Raw genomic sequence first — 12457 nt, 5'->3', positions numbered from 1 at the left:
CCGGGCGACAATGTGACGATGGACGTGGTGCTGATCGTGCCGATCGCGATGGAGGAGAAGCTGCGCTTCGCCATTCGCGAAGGCGGCAGGACGGTTGGCGCCGGCGTCGTCGCCAGCATCATCGAGTAAAGCGAATCTGGGCCGCGGGCCAAGCGCTCGCTCTTGTGAAAGAAGCCGCGCGCAAAAGCGCGCGGCGCATGAAGGCGAGCAGAACCGCTCGCGGTCCCAAAGGACAGAACAATGAACGGTCAAAACATCCGGATTCGCCTCAAGGCGTTCGATCACCGGATTCTCGACACGTCGACGAAGGAAATCGTCTCGACGGCCAAGCGCACGGGCGCTCAGGTCCGCGGTCCGATTCCGCTGCCGACGCGCATCGAGAAATTCACGGTGAACCGTTCGCCGCATATCGACAAGAAGTCGCGCGAGCAGTTCGAGATCAGAACGCATAAGCGCGTTCTCGACATCGTCGATCCCACCCCGCAGACGGTGGATGCGCTGATGAAGCTCGATCTTGCGGCGGGCGTCGACGTCGAGATCAAGCTTTAAGGGAATTCAGGCGGCGCTCCTCAAAGGAAGCGAGCGCGCTTTGCGAAGGATTGGATCATGCGGTCGGGCGTCATCGCGCAAAAGGTCGGAATGACCCGCGTCTTTACGGAGGCGGGCGAGCATGTGCCGGTCACGGTCTTAAAGCTTGACGGCTGCCAGGTCGTTGCGCAGCGGACCGTGGAAAAGAACGGCTACACCGCCGTTCAGCTCGGCATCGGCCGCGCCAAGGTGAAGAATGTCTCCAAGGCCGAACGCGCGCGTTTCGCGGCGGCCTCGGTCGAACCGAAGATGAAGCTCGCCGAATTCCGCGTGAAGGAGGAGGAGCTGCTGCCGATCGGCGCCGAGATCACGGCGGATCATTTCGTCGTCGGCCAGTTCGTCGACGTGACGGGCACGTCAACGGGCAAGGGCTTCGCCGGTCCGATGAAGCGTTGGGGCTTCGGCGGCCTGCGCGCCTCGCATGGCGTCTCGATTTCGCATCGTTCGCATGGTTCGACCGGCGGCCGTCAGGACCCCGGCAAGACCTTCAAGAACAAGAAAATGGCCGGCCATATGGGCGTCGAGCGCGTCACCACGCAAAATCTGCGGGTCGTACAGACCGACCCCGATCGCGGACTGTTGCTCGTCGAGGGCGCGGTGCCGGGCACGGCCGGCGGCTGGATTTTCGTGCGCGACGCGGTGAAGCGCGCGCTGCCGAAGGATGCGCCGCAGCCGGGCAAATTCCGCCTTGGCGACGGACAGGGCGAGGCGGCGAATTCAGACGCCGCGCCGCAAGAAGATAAGAAGGAGGACTGAGCCGTGAAGATCGACGTCACGTCGTTCGACGGCCAGGCGGCCGGTTCGATCGAACTCTCCGATGAGGTCTTCGGCCTAGAGCCGCGCAAGGATCTCATCTTCCGCATGATCCGCTGGCAGCTCGCCAAGCGGCGCGCCGGCACGCACGCGGTGAAGAACCGCGCCGACATCGCGCGCTCGGGCAAGAAGCTGCACAAGCAGAAGGGCACTGGCGGCGCCCGTCACGGCTCGGCGCGCGCGCCGCAGTTCCGCGGCGGCGGACGCTCCTTTGGTCCAGTGGTGCGCAGCCATGCGCATGACCTTCCCAAGAAGGTGCGCCAGCTCGCCTTGAAACATGCGTTGTCGGCGAAGGCGAAGGACGGCGGCATCATCGTTTGGGAGAAGGCGGAACTCGCCGAGCCGAAGACGAAGCTGCTCGTGTCCGGCTTCGCCAAGACCGGCGTCGAGAGCGCGATTATTATCGTCGGCGGCGCGCCGCAGAATAATTTCACGCTCGCCGCCCGCAACATTCCGAAGATCGACGTTCTGCCTGTCGACGGGGTCAATGTTTACGACATCCTCCGCCGCGACAAGCTGGTGTTGACCCGCGCCGCAGTGGACGCGCTGGAGGCGCGACTGAAATGAGCAAGGACGTTCGCCATTACGACGTGATCGTGTCGCCGGTCATCACCGAGAAGGCGACGCTCGCCTCGGAGAGCAACAAGGTCGTGTTCAATGTCGCCAAGACCGCGACCAAGCCGCAGATCAAGGCGGCGGTCGAGGGCCTCTTCGACGTCAAGGTCGAAAGCGTCAACACGCTCCTTCGCAAAGGCAAGATCAAAACGTTTCGAGGCCAGCGCGGCCAGCAGAGCGACGTGAAGAAGGCGGTGGTGACTCTCGCCGAGGGTCACAAGATCGACGTGACGACCGGACTGTAAGGAAGGCGTGGGGATAGAACGATGGCGCTGAAGACATTCAAGCCGGTCACGCCGAGCCTTCGGCAGCTCGTGATCGTTGACCGCAGCGAGCTCTACAAGGGCAAGCCGGTCAAGACGCTGACCGAGGGCAAGACTTCAAAGGGCGGGCGCAACAACGCCGGCCGGGTCACCGTGCGCTTTCGCGGCGGCGGCCATAAGCAGGCCTATCGCCTAGTCGATTTCAAGCGGCGCAAGCTCGATGTGCCGGGCAAGGTCGAGCGGCTCGAATATGATCCCAACCGCACGGCGTTCATCGCTCTCATTCGTTACGCCGACAATGAACTCGCCTATATTCTCGCGCCGCAGCGGCTCTCCGTCGGCGACGAAGTGATCGCCGGCAATCAGGTCGACGTGAAGCCCGGCAACGCCATGCCGATCGCCAACATCCCGGTTGGCGCGATCGTGCACAATGTCGAGATGAAGATCGGCAAGGGCGGCGCGATCGCCCGTTCGGCCGGGACCTATGCGCAGATCGTCGGCCGCGACCAGGGCTATGTGATCGTCCGGCTCAATTCGGGCGAGCAGCGCCTCGTGCACGGCCAGTGCTTCGCCACGATCGGTGCCGTCTCCAATCCCGATCATATGAACACCTCGATCGGCAAGGCCGGCCGTTCGCGATGGCTCGGTCGTCGTCCGCATAACCGCGGCGTCACCATGAACCCGATCGACCATCCGCATGGCGGCGGCGAGGGCCGCACATCCGGCGGTCGTCATCCGGTCACGCCCTGGGGCAAGCCGACCAAGGGCAAGAAGACCCGCGTCAACAAATCCACCGATCGTTTCATTGTGTCCTCGCGGCACAATCGCAAGAAGAAGGGTTAACCCATGGCGCGCTCGATCTGGAAGGGCCCGTTCGTCGACGGCTATCTTCTCAAGAAGGCCGAGACCTCGCGCGGCTCCGGCCGCTCCGAGGTGATCAAGATCTGGAGCCGCCGCTCCACGATCCTCCCGCAATTCGTGGGGCTGACCTTCGGCGTGCACAACGGCCAGAAGCATATTCCCGTGTCCGTGTCGGAAGACATGATCGGGCATAAGTTCGGCGAATTCGCTCCCACCCGCACCTTCCACGGCCATGCGGCCGACAAGAAGGCCAAGAGGGGCTAAGAGAGGCTAACGATGTCGAAGGAAGCCAATCCGCCCCGGCTTGCGGAAAACGAAGCGAAGGCCGTCGCGCGCATGCTGCGCGTGTCGCCGCAGAAGCTCAATCTGCTCGCGCAGTTGATCCGCGGCAAGAAGGTGGATCGCGCGCTCGCCGAGCTGGAGTTCTCCAGAAAGCGGATCGCTCATGAGGTGAAGAAGACGCTCGAAAGCGCCATCGCCAACGCCGAGAACAATCATGGCCTCGACGTCGACGATCTCGTCGTCGCTCAGGCTTATGTCGGAAAGGCGCTGGTGATGAAACGCTTCCATGCCCGCGCCCGCGGACGGGCGAGCCGCGTCGAGAAGCCCTTCGCCAATCTGACGATCATCGTGCGCGAAGTCGAAGCGCAAGCCAACGCCTAAAGGATTTAAAAACCATGGGTCAGAAGGTTAATCCGATCGGGCTGCGACTGGGCGTCAACCGCACCTGGGATTCACGCTGGTTCGCCAACAAGGGCGAATACGCCAAGCTGCTGCACGAAGACATGGCGATCCGCGAGGCGGTGGCGAAGACCTTGAAGCAGGCGGCGGTGTCGAAGATCGTCATCGAGCGCCCCCACAAGAAATGCCGCGTGACCATTCATTCGGCGCGTCCCGGCGTCGTCATCGGCAAGAAGGGCGCGGACATCGACAAGATCCGCAAGCTCGTCGGCAAACTCACCGGCAGCGAGGTCGTCATCAACATCGTCGAAGTGCGCAAGCCCGAGACCGAGGCCGCGCTCGTCGCCGAGTCGATCGCGCAACAGCTCGAGCGCCGAGTCGCCTTCCGCCGCGCGATGAAGCGCGCCGTGCAGTCGGCCATGCGGCTGGGCGCGCAGGGCATTCGCATCAATTGCTCAGGCCGTCTCGGCGGCGCTGAGATTGCGCGTCTCGAATGGTATCGCGAAGGCCGCGTGCCGCTGCATACGCTGCGCGCCGACGTCGATTACGGCGTCGCAACCGCGCATACCGCTTATGGCGCTTGCGGTATCAAGGTCTGGATTTTCAAGGGCGAAATCCTCGAGCACGATCCGATGGCGCAGGACAAGAAGGCGGCCGAACAGGCGGCCGGCGGCGACCATGGCGATCGCGACCGCGGCGGCGAACGCCGTCGTCGGGAGCACCGCGAACCGCGCGACGCGGCGTAACGAACAAGATTAAAGAGCGCTATCATGCTGCAACCCAAACGCACCAAGTTCCGCAAGGCCTTCAAGGGCCGCATCCGTGGCGCCTCCAAGGCGGGCTTCTCGCTGAACTTCGGTCAGTTCGGCCTGAAGGCGCTGGAGCCGGAGCGCGTCACCGCGCGCCAGATCGAAGCCGCGCGCCGCGCCATGACGCGCCATATGAAGCGCGCCGGCCGCGTCTGGATCCGGATCTTCCCCGACGTGCCGGTCTCCAAGAAGCCGACCGAAGTGCGCATGGGCAAGGGCAAAGGCGCTCCGGAATTCTGGGCGGTGCGCGTCGCGCCCGGCCGCATCATGTTCGAGATTGACGGCGTGCCGGCGCCGCTGGCGCGCGAGGCCTTGACGCTCGCCGCCGCGAAGTTGCCGATTAAAACGCGCTTCATCGAACGCATCGCTGAATAAGGGGGACGTGATGAAATCCAGGCAGCGCCTCTCAGACATCAAGACGATGACCGAAGATCAGCTCAATGACGAAGTGCTGAAGCTCAAGAAAGAGCAGTTCAATCTGCGCTTTCAGCGGGCGACCGGCCAGCTCGAAAACACTTCACGCGTGCGCGTCGTTCGTCGCGACATCGCCCGCGCGAAAACCATCGCCGCGCAAAAGCGCGTCAAGGAGCAAGGTTAAAGCGCCATGCCGAAGCGAATTCTCCAGGGCGTTGTCGTCAGCGACAAGCAGAACAAGACCGTGGTGGTGAAGGTCGAACGCCGTTTCACCCATCCGCTGTTTCAGAAGACGGTGCGCCGCACGAAGAACTATCACGCCCATGACGAAAGTGGCGCGTTCAAGTTGGGCGATACGGTGACGATCGAAGAGACCGCGCCGATTTCGAAATTGAAGCGCTGGCGGGTCGTCGAAGAGGCGGCCAAGGCGTAGTCGGGAAAACGAACTGTCCGGACGAAGTCGGCGCAGTCCAAAGCGGGCTTGCCGAAACCAGACCGGAACGAAAGGCGGGTAGGCCATGATTCAGATGCAAACCAATCTCGACGTCGCCGATAACTCCGGCGCGCGCCGCGTTATGTGCATCAAGGTGCTGGGCGGCTCCAAGCGCAAATATGCCGGGGTCGGCGACATCATCGTCGTGTCGATCAAGGAGGCGATTCCGCGCGGCCGCGTGAAGAAGGGCGATGTGCTGAAAGCCGTCGTCGTGCGCACCGCGAAGGACATCAAGCGCGCGGACGGCTCCGTGATCCGTTTCGATTCGAACGCCGCGGTGCTGATCAACAATCAGAAAGAGCCGATCGGCACCCGCATTTTCGGGCCGGTGCCGCGCGAGCTGCGCGCCAAGAACCACATGAAGATCATCTCGCTCGCCCCGGAGGTTTTGTAATGGCCGCCAAGATCAAGAAGGGCGACAAGGTCGTCGTTCTCGCCGGCCGCGACAAGGGCCGCAGCGGCGAAGTGCTGCGCGTGATCCCGAGCGCACGCCGCGCCGTCGTCGACGGCGTCAACATGGTCAAGCGCCATCAGCGTCAGACCAAGGATCGCGAAGCCGGCATCATCAACAAGGCCGCGTCGATCGACTTGTCGAATCTCGCGCTCGCCGATCCCAAGGACGGCAAGGCGACGCGCGTCGGATTCAAGATTCTCGACGATGGCCGCAAGGTCCGCGTCGCCAAGCGTTCCGGAGAATTGATCGATGGCTGAGGAAAAGAAGCCCAAGGCCGAAAAGCCCGCCAAGGCTCAAAAGCCCGCCGCTGAAAGCGCGGCGGCGAAGGAACAAAAGAAGGCCGCCAAATCCGCCGAAAAGCCCGTCGCCAAGGAAAAGCCGGCGAAGGTCGCGGCCGTCGACGCGTCCTATACGCCGCGTATGAAGAAACATTACGACGAAGTCGTGCGCGAGGCGCTCACCAAGCAGTTCGGCTATAAGAACCCGCTTGAAGTGCCGACGATCGAGAAGATCGTGCTCAACATGGGCGTAGGCGAATCTGTCAATGACAGCAAGAAGGCGACCTCGGCGGCGAGCGACCTTGGCCTGATCGCCGGCCAGAAGCCGGTCGTCACTCGCGCCCGCAAGGCGATCTCGACCTTCAAGCTGCGCGAGAACATGCCGATCGGCGCGAAGGTGACGCTGCGCAAGACGCGGATGTACGAGTTCCTTGACCGGCTGATCACCGTCGCTTTGCCGCGCGTGCGCGACTTCCGCGGACTCAATCCGAAGTCGTTCGACGGGCGCGGCAATTATGCGCTCGGCATCAAGGAGCACATTGTGTTCCCTGAAATCGACTACGACAAGGCAGAGTCAATTCTCGGCATGGACGTGATCGTCTGCACGACCGCCAAGACCGACGAAGAGGCGCACGCCTTGCTGAAGGCGTTCAATTTCCCGTTCCGGCAGTGAGGGCGTAACGGCTCCTCAAACGCGGATACCGAAAGGCGAAACTGGTAATGGCGAAGAAAAGCGCGATTGAGAACAACAAGCGGAAGCAAAGGCTCGTGAAGTCCTACGCGGGGCGGCGCGCGCGGCTGAAGGCGGCCGCGACGGACAAGGCGCTGAGCGTCGAAGAGCAGTTCGAGGCGCGTCTCAAGCTGGCCGAGCTGCCGCGCAATTCGGCGCCCGTTCGGGTGCGCAACCGCTGCGAAGTGTCGGGCCGTCCGCGCGCCTTTTATCGCAAGCTGAAAATGTCGCGCATTGCGCTGCGCGAACTCGGGTCCCGCGGCCTCGTGCCCGGCCTCGTGAAGTCGAGCTGGTAAGGAGACCAATAGATGGCGATCAACGATCCGTTGGGCGATCTCCTCACCCGCATCCGCAATGCGCAGATGCGCCGCAAGGATAAGGTGTCCTCCCCGGGCTCCAAGCTCCGCGCGCATGTGCTCGACGTGTTGAAGGACGAGGGCTATATCCGCGGCTATAGCAGCACCGACTTTGGCAACGGCCGCACCGAATTCGAGATCGAACTGAAATATTTCGATGGCGAACCGGTGATCAGGCAGATCGAACGCGTGTCGCGTCCGGGCCGCCGGGTCTATGCGGCGGTCGGCGCGGTGCCGCGCGTGGCGAACGGCCTCGGCGTCACTATCGTGTCGACTCCCAAGGGCGTCATGGCCGATCACGCGGCGCGCGAAAACAATGTCGGCGGCGAGGTGCTGTGCAAGGTCTTCTAGACCTTTGCGCCTCATCAAACAGGATTTGCAACCATGTCTCGTATCGGCAAGAAGCCTGTCGTCGTTCCCGCCGGCGTCACCGCCAAGGTGGAGGGTCAGCTTGTGCAGGTGAAGGGCGCGAAGGGTCAGCTGGAGTTCCTGGCTCCCGACGAGGTTTCCGTCGTCCAGCAGGATAACGCGATCACGGTCGACCCGCGCAATGGAACCAAGCGCGCGCGCGCGCTGTGGGGCACGGCGCGCGCCCAGATCAACAATATCGTCGTCGGCGTGACCACGGGCTTTGAGAAGAAGCTTGAGATCACCGGCGTCGGCTATCGCGCCGCGGTGCAGGGAAAGACGCTGCAGCTCGCGCTCGGCTATTCGCATGACGTGAACTATCCGATCCCGGCCGGCATCGCGATCGCGACGCCAAAGCCGACGGAAATCACCATCAGCGGCATGGACAGGCACCAGGTCGGACAGGTCGCCGCCGAGATTCGCGCGCTGCGCGCGCCCGAGCCCTATAAGGGCAAGGGCGTCAAATACGCCAATGAATTCATCTTCCGTAAGGAAGGCAAGAAGAAGTAAGGCAATAGCCCTTTCCGGCGAAAGCAAATGCCGCGATCGCCGTCGAAAGCGCTTAAGGAACGATAAGGATCGCCGTTATGGCCAGGGACACGAAGATCGAAGAGCGTCGCAAAGCGCGCGTGCGCAAGGCGATCCGCGAGCGCGCCTACGGACGGTTGCGTCTGTCGGTGTTTCGCTCATCGAAGCAGATCTATGCGCAGATCATCGACGACGAAAAGGGCGCGACGATCGTCGCCGCCTCATCGCTCGAGAAGGCGAACCGCGAAGGTCTGAAGACCGGCGCGGACGTTGAAGCGGCGAAGGTCGTCGGCAAGCTCCTCGCCGAGCGCGCTGTCGCCAAGGGCGTCAAGGCGGTCGTGTTCGACCGCGGCGCTTACATGTATCACGGCCGCGTCAAGGCGCTGGCCGACGGCGCCCGCGAGGGCGGGCTGGAATTTTAAGTCCCTTCTCCCGCTCGCGGGAGAGGGATGAAACGAAGCGAGCGGCGCGGCGATGCGTTGCGTAAGTGACGGAAGAGAAAATGGCGCGTGAAGGAGAAGGCGGCCGCGGCCGCGATCGGGATCGTGACGGCGACAGCGAATTTGTGGATAGGCTGGTCCATATCAATCGCGTCGCCAAAGTGGTGAAGGGCGGTCGGCGTTTCGGCTTCGCCGCGCTTGTTGTCGTCGGCGACCAGAAGGGCCGCGTCGGCTACGGACACGGCAAGGCGCGCGAAGTGCCTGAAGCGATCCGCAAGGCGACGGAAGCGGCGAAGCGCGCGTTGATCCGCGTGCCGCTGCGCGAAGGCCGCACGCTGCATCATGACGTGCAGGGCCGCCATGGCGCGGGCCGCGTCATTCTTCGCGCGGCGCCGGCGGGCACGGGCATCATCGCCGGCGGGCCGATGCGCGCCGTCTTCGAGACGCTCGGCATGCACGACGTCGTGGCGAAGAGCCAGGGGTCTTCAAATCCCTACAACATGATCCGCGCGACCTTTAACGCTCTGGGGCGCGAAGACTCGCCGCGCTTGGTCGCGGCGCGCCGTTCGCTCAAAGTTTCGGTGCTGCAGTCGCGCCGTCAGGGCGTCGACGCCGACGCCGTCGACGCGTAAGGAGACGAGCCATGACGAAGAGCAAGCAGCAGATCGTCGTCGAGCAGACCGGCAGCCCGATCGGCCGTCCCGAGCGCCAGCGCCGCACGCTTCTCGGCCTCGGCCTGACGCGCATCGGCCGCCGCCGGACGCTGGAAGACACGCCGGCCGTGCGCGGGATGATCGCCAAGGTGGCGCATCTCGTTAAAATCGTCGACGGTAAAACCGTCGGCGGGAAGTGAGGACGCGGCCATGAAACTCAACGAACTTTCCGACAATTCGGGCGCAAGCAAGAACCGCATGCGCGTCGGCCGCGGCATCGGCTCCGGCAAGGGCAAGACCGGCGGCCGCGGCGTCAAGGGTCAGAAGGCGCGCGCCGGCGTCGCAATCAAGGGCTTCGAGGGCGGCCAGATGCCGCTGCATCGCCGCCTGCCCAAGCGCGGCTTCTACAATCCGTTCTCGATCGACTATAACGAGGTCAATCTCGGGCGCGTTCAGCAGGCGGTCGACGCCGGCAAGCTCGACGCCAATGCGCCGGTGACGCTCGACGCGCTGCTTGCGGCGGGCGTCGTCACGAAGGCGCGCGACGGCGTCAAGATTCTCGGCCAGGGCGAGTTGAAGGCCAAGCTCGCCTTCGAGGTCGCGGCGGCCTCGAAGTCGGCGGTCGCCGCCATCGAGGGCGCAGGCGGCTCCGTGAAACTTCTCGCCGGCGAGACGCCCGCGGCGTAAAGCAAAAACCGTGGCCGCTTTCGCATGAGCGGCCGCGCTGTTTTATATCAGTCGCTCCAAACGGAGCGGGCGAACCTCGCGCGAACCGCTCGCTTGAGTCGCCGCCCAACAAAATGCGTCGCGTCAACAGCGGCGCGACAGGGGAGTTCCTTCATGGCATCGGCAGCCGAGCAGCTCGCGGCCAACGTCAATCTCTCCGCCTTCGGCAAATCCGAGGAATTGAAGAAGCGCATCCTGTTCACGCTGGGCGCGCTGATCGTCTATCGTCTCGGCACATACATCCCGCTGCCGGGCATCGATCCGGAAGCCTTCGCGAAAAGCTTCTTCGGCCAGTCGAAAGGCATGCTGGAGCTCTTCAACATGTTCGCGGGCGGCGCCGTGCAGCGCCGCGCGATCTTCGCGCTCAACATCATGCCGTATATTTCGGCCTCGATTATCATCCAGCTGCTGACGTCGGTCATCCCGACGCTCGAGTCGCTGAAAAAAGAGGGCGAGCAGGGCCGCAAGGTCCTCAATCAATACACGCGCTACCTGACCGTCGCGCTGGCGACGTTCCAGGCCTACGCCATGGCGATCGGGCTTGAGGGCCAGCAGGGCGTGGTCACCGATCCGGGAATTTTCTTCCGCATCACCACCGTCGTGACGCTTGTCGGCGGCACGATGTTTCTGATGTGGCTTGGCGAGCAGATCACCTCGCGCGGCATCGGCAACGGGTCATCGCTGATCATCTTCGCCGGCATCGTCGCCGCCTTCCCGTCAGCGATCGTGTCGACGCTGGAGTTGGGGCGCCAAGGCGCGATCTCGACCGGGCTGATCATCGGCGTGATCGTCATGTCCTTGGCCGTCGTCGCCTTCATCGTCTTCATGGAGCGCGCGCAGCGGCGCCTGCTGATCACCTATCCCAAGCGCCAGCACGGCAACAGAGTGTATGAGGGACAGACGTCCTTCCTGCCGCTGAAGCTCAACACTTCCGGCGTCATTCCGCCGATTTTCGCCTCGTCGCTGCTGCTTCTGCCGACGACGGTGGCGAATTTCTATCAATCGACCGGCAGCGAAAGCATTTTCGCGACGATTTCCGCCTATTTCGGCCACGGCCGGCCGCTGTATATGCTCGCCTATGTCGGATTGATTGTCTTCTTCGCCTTCTTCTATACGGCGATCGTGTTCAATCCCGTCGAGACTGCGGACAATCTCAAGAAGCATGGCGGCTTCCTGCCCGGCATTCGCCCCGGCGAACGCACCGCGAAATTCATCGACGAAGTTCTGATGCGAATCACCGTGCTCGGCGCCGCTTATCTGGCGGTGATCTGTCTCATCCCGGAAGCGCTGGTCGCCTACGCCAACCTGCCGTTCTATTTCGGCGGCACATCGCTGCTCATCGTCGTTAGCGTCACCATGGACACGGTGTCGCAGATTCACGGCCACATGCAGGCGCAGCAATATGAGGGGCTGATCCGCAAGGCCAAGCTTCGCGGCGGGAAGCGCGCGCGATGAGGCTGGTGCTGCTCGGTCCGCCCGGGGCCGGCAAGGGAACGCAGGCCGCGCGCCTGGTCGAAAGGCATGGCGTGCAGCAGCTTTCGACGGGCGACATATTGCGCGCCGCGGTCGCCGCGAAAACGCCGATTGGGCTCAAGGCCAAGGAGATCATGGACGCCGGCGCTCTGGTGCCGGACGCGGTCGTGATCGGCTTGATCGACGAACGGCTGGATTCGCCGGACTGCGCCAAGGGATTTATCCTCGACGGCTTTCCGCGCACCGTAGCCCAGGCCGAGGCGCTGCAGCAGCTGCTTGACCGCAGGGGCCTGTCGCTCGACGCCGTGCTCGAACTCGCTGTCGACGAGGGGGCGCTCGTCGAGAGGATGCGCAAGCGGGTGGAAGAGACCGTCGCCGCTGGCGGCGCGGTGCGCGCCGACGACAATCCGGAAAGCTTCAAGACGCGGCTCGAAGCCTATCGCGCCCAGACCGCGCCCGTGTCGGCCCATTACGCCGGGCGCAGCCAATTGACCAAGATTGACGGCATGGCGCCGATCGATGAGGTGTCGGCGGCGATCGACCGCGCGCTTGTCGGCGCGGCGGTCGTTCGCGGCTAGCTCTGGCGCGTCAACGGTTTATTCTCGGTTACACGAATGGCTGATTGGCCCTGCTGTTGCGTCGGCCCTATTCGCGCCAGGCGGTCGATCATGCGCGCGCGGCTTTGCCGCCGATCTCGGGCTATGGGACTTTGCGCGCAAGCGCTCGAGGCGCAAGCGCTCACAATCTTGGCGGGGCTGGGATTTTTTTGCAGGCGTTGTCGGCCTGATGTCGCCAGCCAAAATATTGCGTGGCCGCCTTGACGATCGCGGCAGCCCACGCTTGCGGCCCTCATTCATTTACGCCGGTCGGCGAC

The 12457-nt window shown here is 63.6% G+C and carries 23 protein-coding genes and 1 pseudogene; all 24 read left to right on the top strand.

Going from position 1 to position 12457, the window contains the following annotated elements:
* A pseudogene (gene tuf / locus QZ964_RS09285) lies at nucleotides 1-129 on the top strand (elongation factor Tu); the annotation flags it as partial.
* A 111-nt stretch (nucleotides 130-240) separates the two neighbouring features.
* Nucleotides 241-549 carry a 30S ribosomal protein S10 gene (gene rpsJ, locus QZ964_RS09280; protein ID WP_014890764.1) on the top strand — a complete coding sequence of 103 codons (309 nt, stop codon included), beginning with the start codon at nucleotides 241-243 and terminating at the stop codon, nucleotides 547-549.
* A gap of 57 nt (nucleotides 550-606) precedes the next feature.
* Complete coding sequence (gene rplC, locus QZ964_RS09275; RefSeq protein ID WP_292531167.1) at nucleotides 607-1344, top strand: 50S ribosomal protein L3; 738 nt, start codon at nucleotides 607-609, stop codon at nucleotides 1342-1344.
* 3 nt (nucleotides 1345-1347) lie between these two features.
* Nucleotides 1348-1968 (top strand): 50S ribosomal protein L4, encoded by a 621-nt coding sequence (rplD, locus tag QZ964_RS09270; RefSeq protein WP_292531166.1) that lies wholly within the window; start codon nucleotides 1348-1350, stop codon nucleotides 1966-1968.
* Nucleotides 1965-2261, top strand: a complete 297-nt coding sequence (locus tag QZ964_RS09265; RefSeq protein WP_292531165.1) for a 50S ribosomal protein L23 — start codon at nucleotides 1965-1967, stop codon at nucleotides 2259-2261. The genes rplD and QZ964_RS09265 overlap by 4 nt, the downstream gene beginning before the upstream one ends.
* A gap of 21 nt (nucleotides 2262-2282) precedes the next feature.
* Nucleotides 2283-3122 (top strand): 50S ribosomal protein L2, encoded by an 840-nt coding sequence (rplB, locus tag QZ964_RS09260; protein ID WP_292531164.1) that lies wholly within the window; start codon nucleotides 2283-2285, stop codon nucleotides 3120-3122.
* A gap of 3 nt (nucleotides 3123-3125) precedes the next feature.
* On the top strand, nucleotides 3126-3404 hold the full coding sequence (gene rpsS / locus QZ964_RS09255; RefSeq protein ID WP_292531163.1) for a 30S ribosomal protein S19: 279 nt from the start codon (nucleotides 3126-3128) through the stop codon (nucleotides 3402-3404).
* A gap of 12 nt (nucleotides 3405-3416) precedes the next feature.
* Nucleotides 3417-3803 (top strand): 50S ribosomal protein L22, encoded by a 387-nt coding sequence (rplV, locus tag QZ964_RS09250; protein WP_292531162.1) that lies wholly within the window; start codon nucleotides 3417-3419, stop codon nucleotides 3801-3803.
* Between the two features lie 14 nt (nucleotides 3804-3817).
* A complete protein-coding gene (gene rpsC, locus QZ964_RS09245) occupies nucleotides 3818-4567 on the top strand; it encodes a 30S ribosomal protein S3 (RefSeq protein ID WP_292531161.1) in 750 nt (249 codons plus the stop codon).
* A 24-nt stretch (nucleotides 4568-4591) separates the two neighbouring features.
* On the top strand, nucleotides 4592-5005 hold the full coding sequence (gene rplP, locus QZ964_RS09240) for a 50S ribosomal protein L16 (RefSeq protein ID WP_292531160.1): 414 nt from the start codon (nucleotides 4592-4594) through the stop codon (nucleotides 5003-5005).
* A 10-nt stretch (nucleotides 5006-5015) separates the two neighbouring features.
* Nucleotides 5016-5228, top strand: coding sequence for a 50S ribosomal protein L29 (gene rpmC / locus QZ964_RS09235; RefSeq protein WP_292531159.1), 213 nt, complete (start codon nucleotides 5016-5018; stop codon nucleotides 5226-5228).
* A gap of 6 nt (nucleotides 5229-5234) precedes the next feature.
* Nucleotides 5235-5477: a 30S ribosomal protein S17 gene (gene rpsQ, locus QZ964_RS09230; RefSeq protein WP_292531158.1), complete on the top strand. Its 243-nt coding sequence runs from the start codon at nucleotides 5235-5237 to the stop codon at nucleotides 5475-5477.
* Between the two features lie 85 nt (nucleotides 5478-5562).
* Entirely contained in the window at nucleotides 5563-5931 is a 369-nt protein-coding gene (gene rplN / locus QZ964_RS09225) for a 50S ribosomal protein L14 (RefSeq protein ID WP_018266630.1), read from the top strand.
* Nucleotides 5931-6248: a 50S ribosomal protein L24 gene (gene rplX / locus QZ964_RS09220; protein WP_292531157.1), complete on the top strand. Its 318-nt coding sequence runs from the start codon at nucleotides 5931-5933 to the stop codon at nucleotides 6246-6248. The genes rplN and rplX overlap by 1 nt, the downstream gene beginning before the upstream one ends.
* Nucleotides 6241-6942 carry a 50S ribosomal protein L5 gene (gene rplE, locus QZ964_RS09215; protein WP_292531156.1) on the top strand — a complete coding sequence of 234 codons (702 nt, stop codon included), beginning with the start codon at nucleotides 6241-6243 and terminating at the stop codon, nucleotides 6940-6942. Before rplX ends, rplE begins: the two co-directional genes overlap by 8 nt.
* A gap of 47 nt (nucleotides 6943-6989) precedes the next feature.
* Nucleotides 6990-7295: a 30S ribosomal protein S14 gene (gene rpsN / locus QZ964_RS09210; RefSeq protein WP_292531155.1), complete on the top strand. Its 306-nt coding sequence runs from the start codon at nucleotides 6990-6992 to the stop codon at nucleotides 7293-7295.
* 12 nt (nucleotides 7296-7307) lie between these two features.
* Nucleotides 7308-7706: a 30S ribosomal protein S8 gene (rpsH, locus tag QZ964_RS09205; RefSeq protein ID WP_292531154.1), complete on the top strand. Its 399-nt coding sequence runs from the start codon at nucleotides 7308-7310 to the stop codon at nucleotides 7704-7706.
* A 33-nt stretch (nucleotides 7707-7739) separates the two neighbouring features.
* A complete protein-coding gene (gene rplF, locus QZ964_RS09200) occupies nucleotides 7740-8273 on the top strand; it encodes a 50S ribosomal protein L6 (protein WP_292531152.1) in 534 nt (177 codons plus the stop codon).
* A gap of 77 nt (nucleotides 8274-8350) precedes the next feature.
* Nucleotides 8351-8713 carry a 50S ribosomal protein L18 gene (gene rplR, locus QZ964_RS09195; RefSeq protein ID WP_292531150.1) on the top strand — a complete coding sequence of 121 codons (363 nt, stop codon included), beginning with the start codon at nucleotides 8351-8353 and terminating at the stop codon, nucleotides 8711-8713.
* Nucleotides 8714-8793: 80 nt separating this feature from the next.
* Complete coding sequence (rpsE, locus tag QZ964_RS09190) at nucleotides 8794-9363, top strand: 30S ribosomal protein S5 (protein ID WP_292531148.1); 570 nt, start codon at nucleotides 8794-8796, stop codon at nucleotides 9361-9363.
* A gap of 11 nt (nucleotides 9364-9374) precedes the next feature.
* On the top strand, nucleotides 9375-9584 hold the full coding sequence (gene rpmD / locus QZ964_RS09185) for a 50S ribosomal protein L30 (RefSeq protein WP_292531146.1): 210 nt from the start codon (nucleotides 9375-9377) through the stop codon (nucleotides 9582-9584).
* 10 nt (nucleotides 9585-9594) lie between these two features.
* A complete protein-coding gene (rplO, locus tag QZ964_RS09180; RefSeq protein WP_292531145.1) occupies nucleotides 9595-10071 on the top strand; it encodes a 50S ribosomal protein L15 in 477 nt (158 codons plus the stop codon).
* 153 nt (nucleotides 10072-10224) lie between these two features.
* On the top strand, nucleotides 10225-11565 hold the full coding sequence (gene secY, locus QZ964_RS09175) for a preprotein translocase subunit SecY (RefSeq protein ID WP_292531144.1): 1341 nt from the start codon (nucleotides 10225-10227) through the stop codon (nucleotides 11563-11565).
* Nucleotides 11562-12161: an adenylate kinase gene (locus QZ964_RS09170; RefSeq protein WP_292531143.1), complete on the top strand. Its 600-nt coding sequence runs from the start codon at nucleotides 11562-11564 to the stop codon at nucleotides 12159-12161. The genes secY and QZ964_RS09170 overlap by 4 nt, the downstream gene beginning before the upstream one ends.
* Nucleotides 12162-12457 lie beyond the last annotated feature (296 nt).

The organism is Methylocystis sp. (genome assembly GCF_021731785.1).
GTDB lineage: Bacteria > Pseudomonadota > Alphaproteobacteria > Rhizobiales > Beijerinckiaceae > Methylocystis.
This window is presented reverse-complemented; position numbering and strand designations above follow the sequence as displayed.

Coding starts and splice junctions, on each gene's coding strand:
- rplP (WP_292531160.1), top strand. CDS start 4,592: ATGCTGCAACCCAAACGCACCAAGTTCCGCAAGGCCTTCAAGGGCCGC.
- secY (WP_292531144.1), top strand. CDS start 10,225: ATGGCATCGGCAGCCGAGCAGCTCGCGGCCAACGTCAATCTCTCCGCC.
- QZ964_RS09265 (WP_292531165.1), top strand. CDS start 1,965: ATGAGCAAGGACGTTCGCCATTACGACGTGATCGTGTCGCCGGTCATC.
- rplR (WP_292531150.1), top strand. CDS start 8,351: ATGGCCAGGGACACGAAGATCGAAGAGCGTCGCAAAGCGCGCGTGCGC.
- rplV (WP_292531162.1), top strand. CDS start 3,417: ATGTCGAAGGAAGCCAATCCGCCCCGGCTTGCGGAAAACGAAGCGAAG.
- rplC (WP_292531167.1), top strand. CDS start 607: ATGCGGTCGGGCGTCATCGCGCAAAAGGTCGGAATGACCCGCGTCTTT.
- rpsQ (WP_292531158.1), top strand. CDS start 5,235: ATGCCGAAGCGAATTCTCCAGGGCGTTGTCGTCAGCGACAAGCAGAAC.
- rpsE (WP_292531148.1), top strand. CDS start 8,794: ATGGCGCGTGAAGGAGAAGGCGGCCGCGGCCGCGATCGGGATCGTGAC.
- rplX (WP_292531157.1), top strand. CDS start 5,931: ATGGCCGCCAAGATCAAGAAGGGCGACAAGGTCGTCGTTCTCGCCGGC.
- QZ964_RS09170 (WP_292531143.1), top strand. CDS start 11,562: ATGAGGCTGGTGCTGCTCGGTCCGCCCGGGGCCGGCAAGGGAACGCAG.
- rplB (WP_292531164.1), top strand. CDS start 2,283: ATGGCGCTGAAGACATTCAAGCCGGTCACGCCGAGCCTTCGGCAGCTC.
- rpmC (WP_292531159.1), top strand. CDS start 5,016: ATGAAATCCAGGCAGCGCCTCTCAGACATCAAGACGATGACCGAAGAT.
- rplE (WP_292531156.1), top strand. CDS start 6,241: ATGGCTGAGGAAAAGAAGCCCAAGGCCGAAAAGCCCGCCAAGGCTCAA.
- rpsS (WP_292531163.1), top strand. CDS start 3,126: ATGGCGCGCTCGATCTGGAAGGGCCCGTTCGTCGACGGCTATCTTCTC.
- rpsN (WP_292531155.1), top strand. CDS start 6,990: ATGGCGAAGAAAAGCGCGATTGAGAACAACAAGCGGAAGCAAAGGCTC.
- rplF (WP_292531152.1), top strand. CDS start 7,740: ATGTCTCGTATCGGCAAGAAGCCTGTCGTCGTTCCCGCCGGCGTCACC.
- rpsH (WP_292531154.1), top strand. CDS start 7,308: ATGGCGATCAACGATCCGTTGGGCGATCTCCTCACCCGCATCCGCAAT.
- rpsC (WP_292531161.1), top strand. CDS start 3,818: ATGGGTCAGAAGGTTAATCCGATCGGGCTGCGACTGGGCGTCAACCGC.
- rplN (WP_018266630.1), top strand. CDS start 5,563: ATGATTCAGATGCAAACCAATCTCGACGTCGCCGATAACTCCGGCGCG.
- rplO (WP_292531145.1), top strand. CDS start 9,595: ATGAAACTCAACGAACTTTCCGACAATTCGGGCGCAAGCAAGAACCGC.
- rpmD (WP_292531146.1), top strand. CDS start 9,375: ATGACGAAGAGCAAGCAGCAGATCGTCGTCGAGCAGACCGGCAGCCCG.
- rpsJ (WP_014890764.1), top strand. CDS start 241: ATGAACGGTCAAAACATCCGGATTCGCCTCAAGGCGTTCGATCACCGG.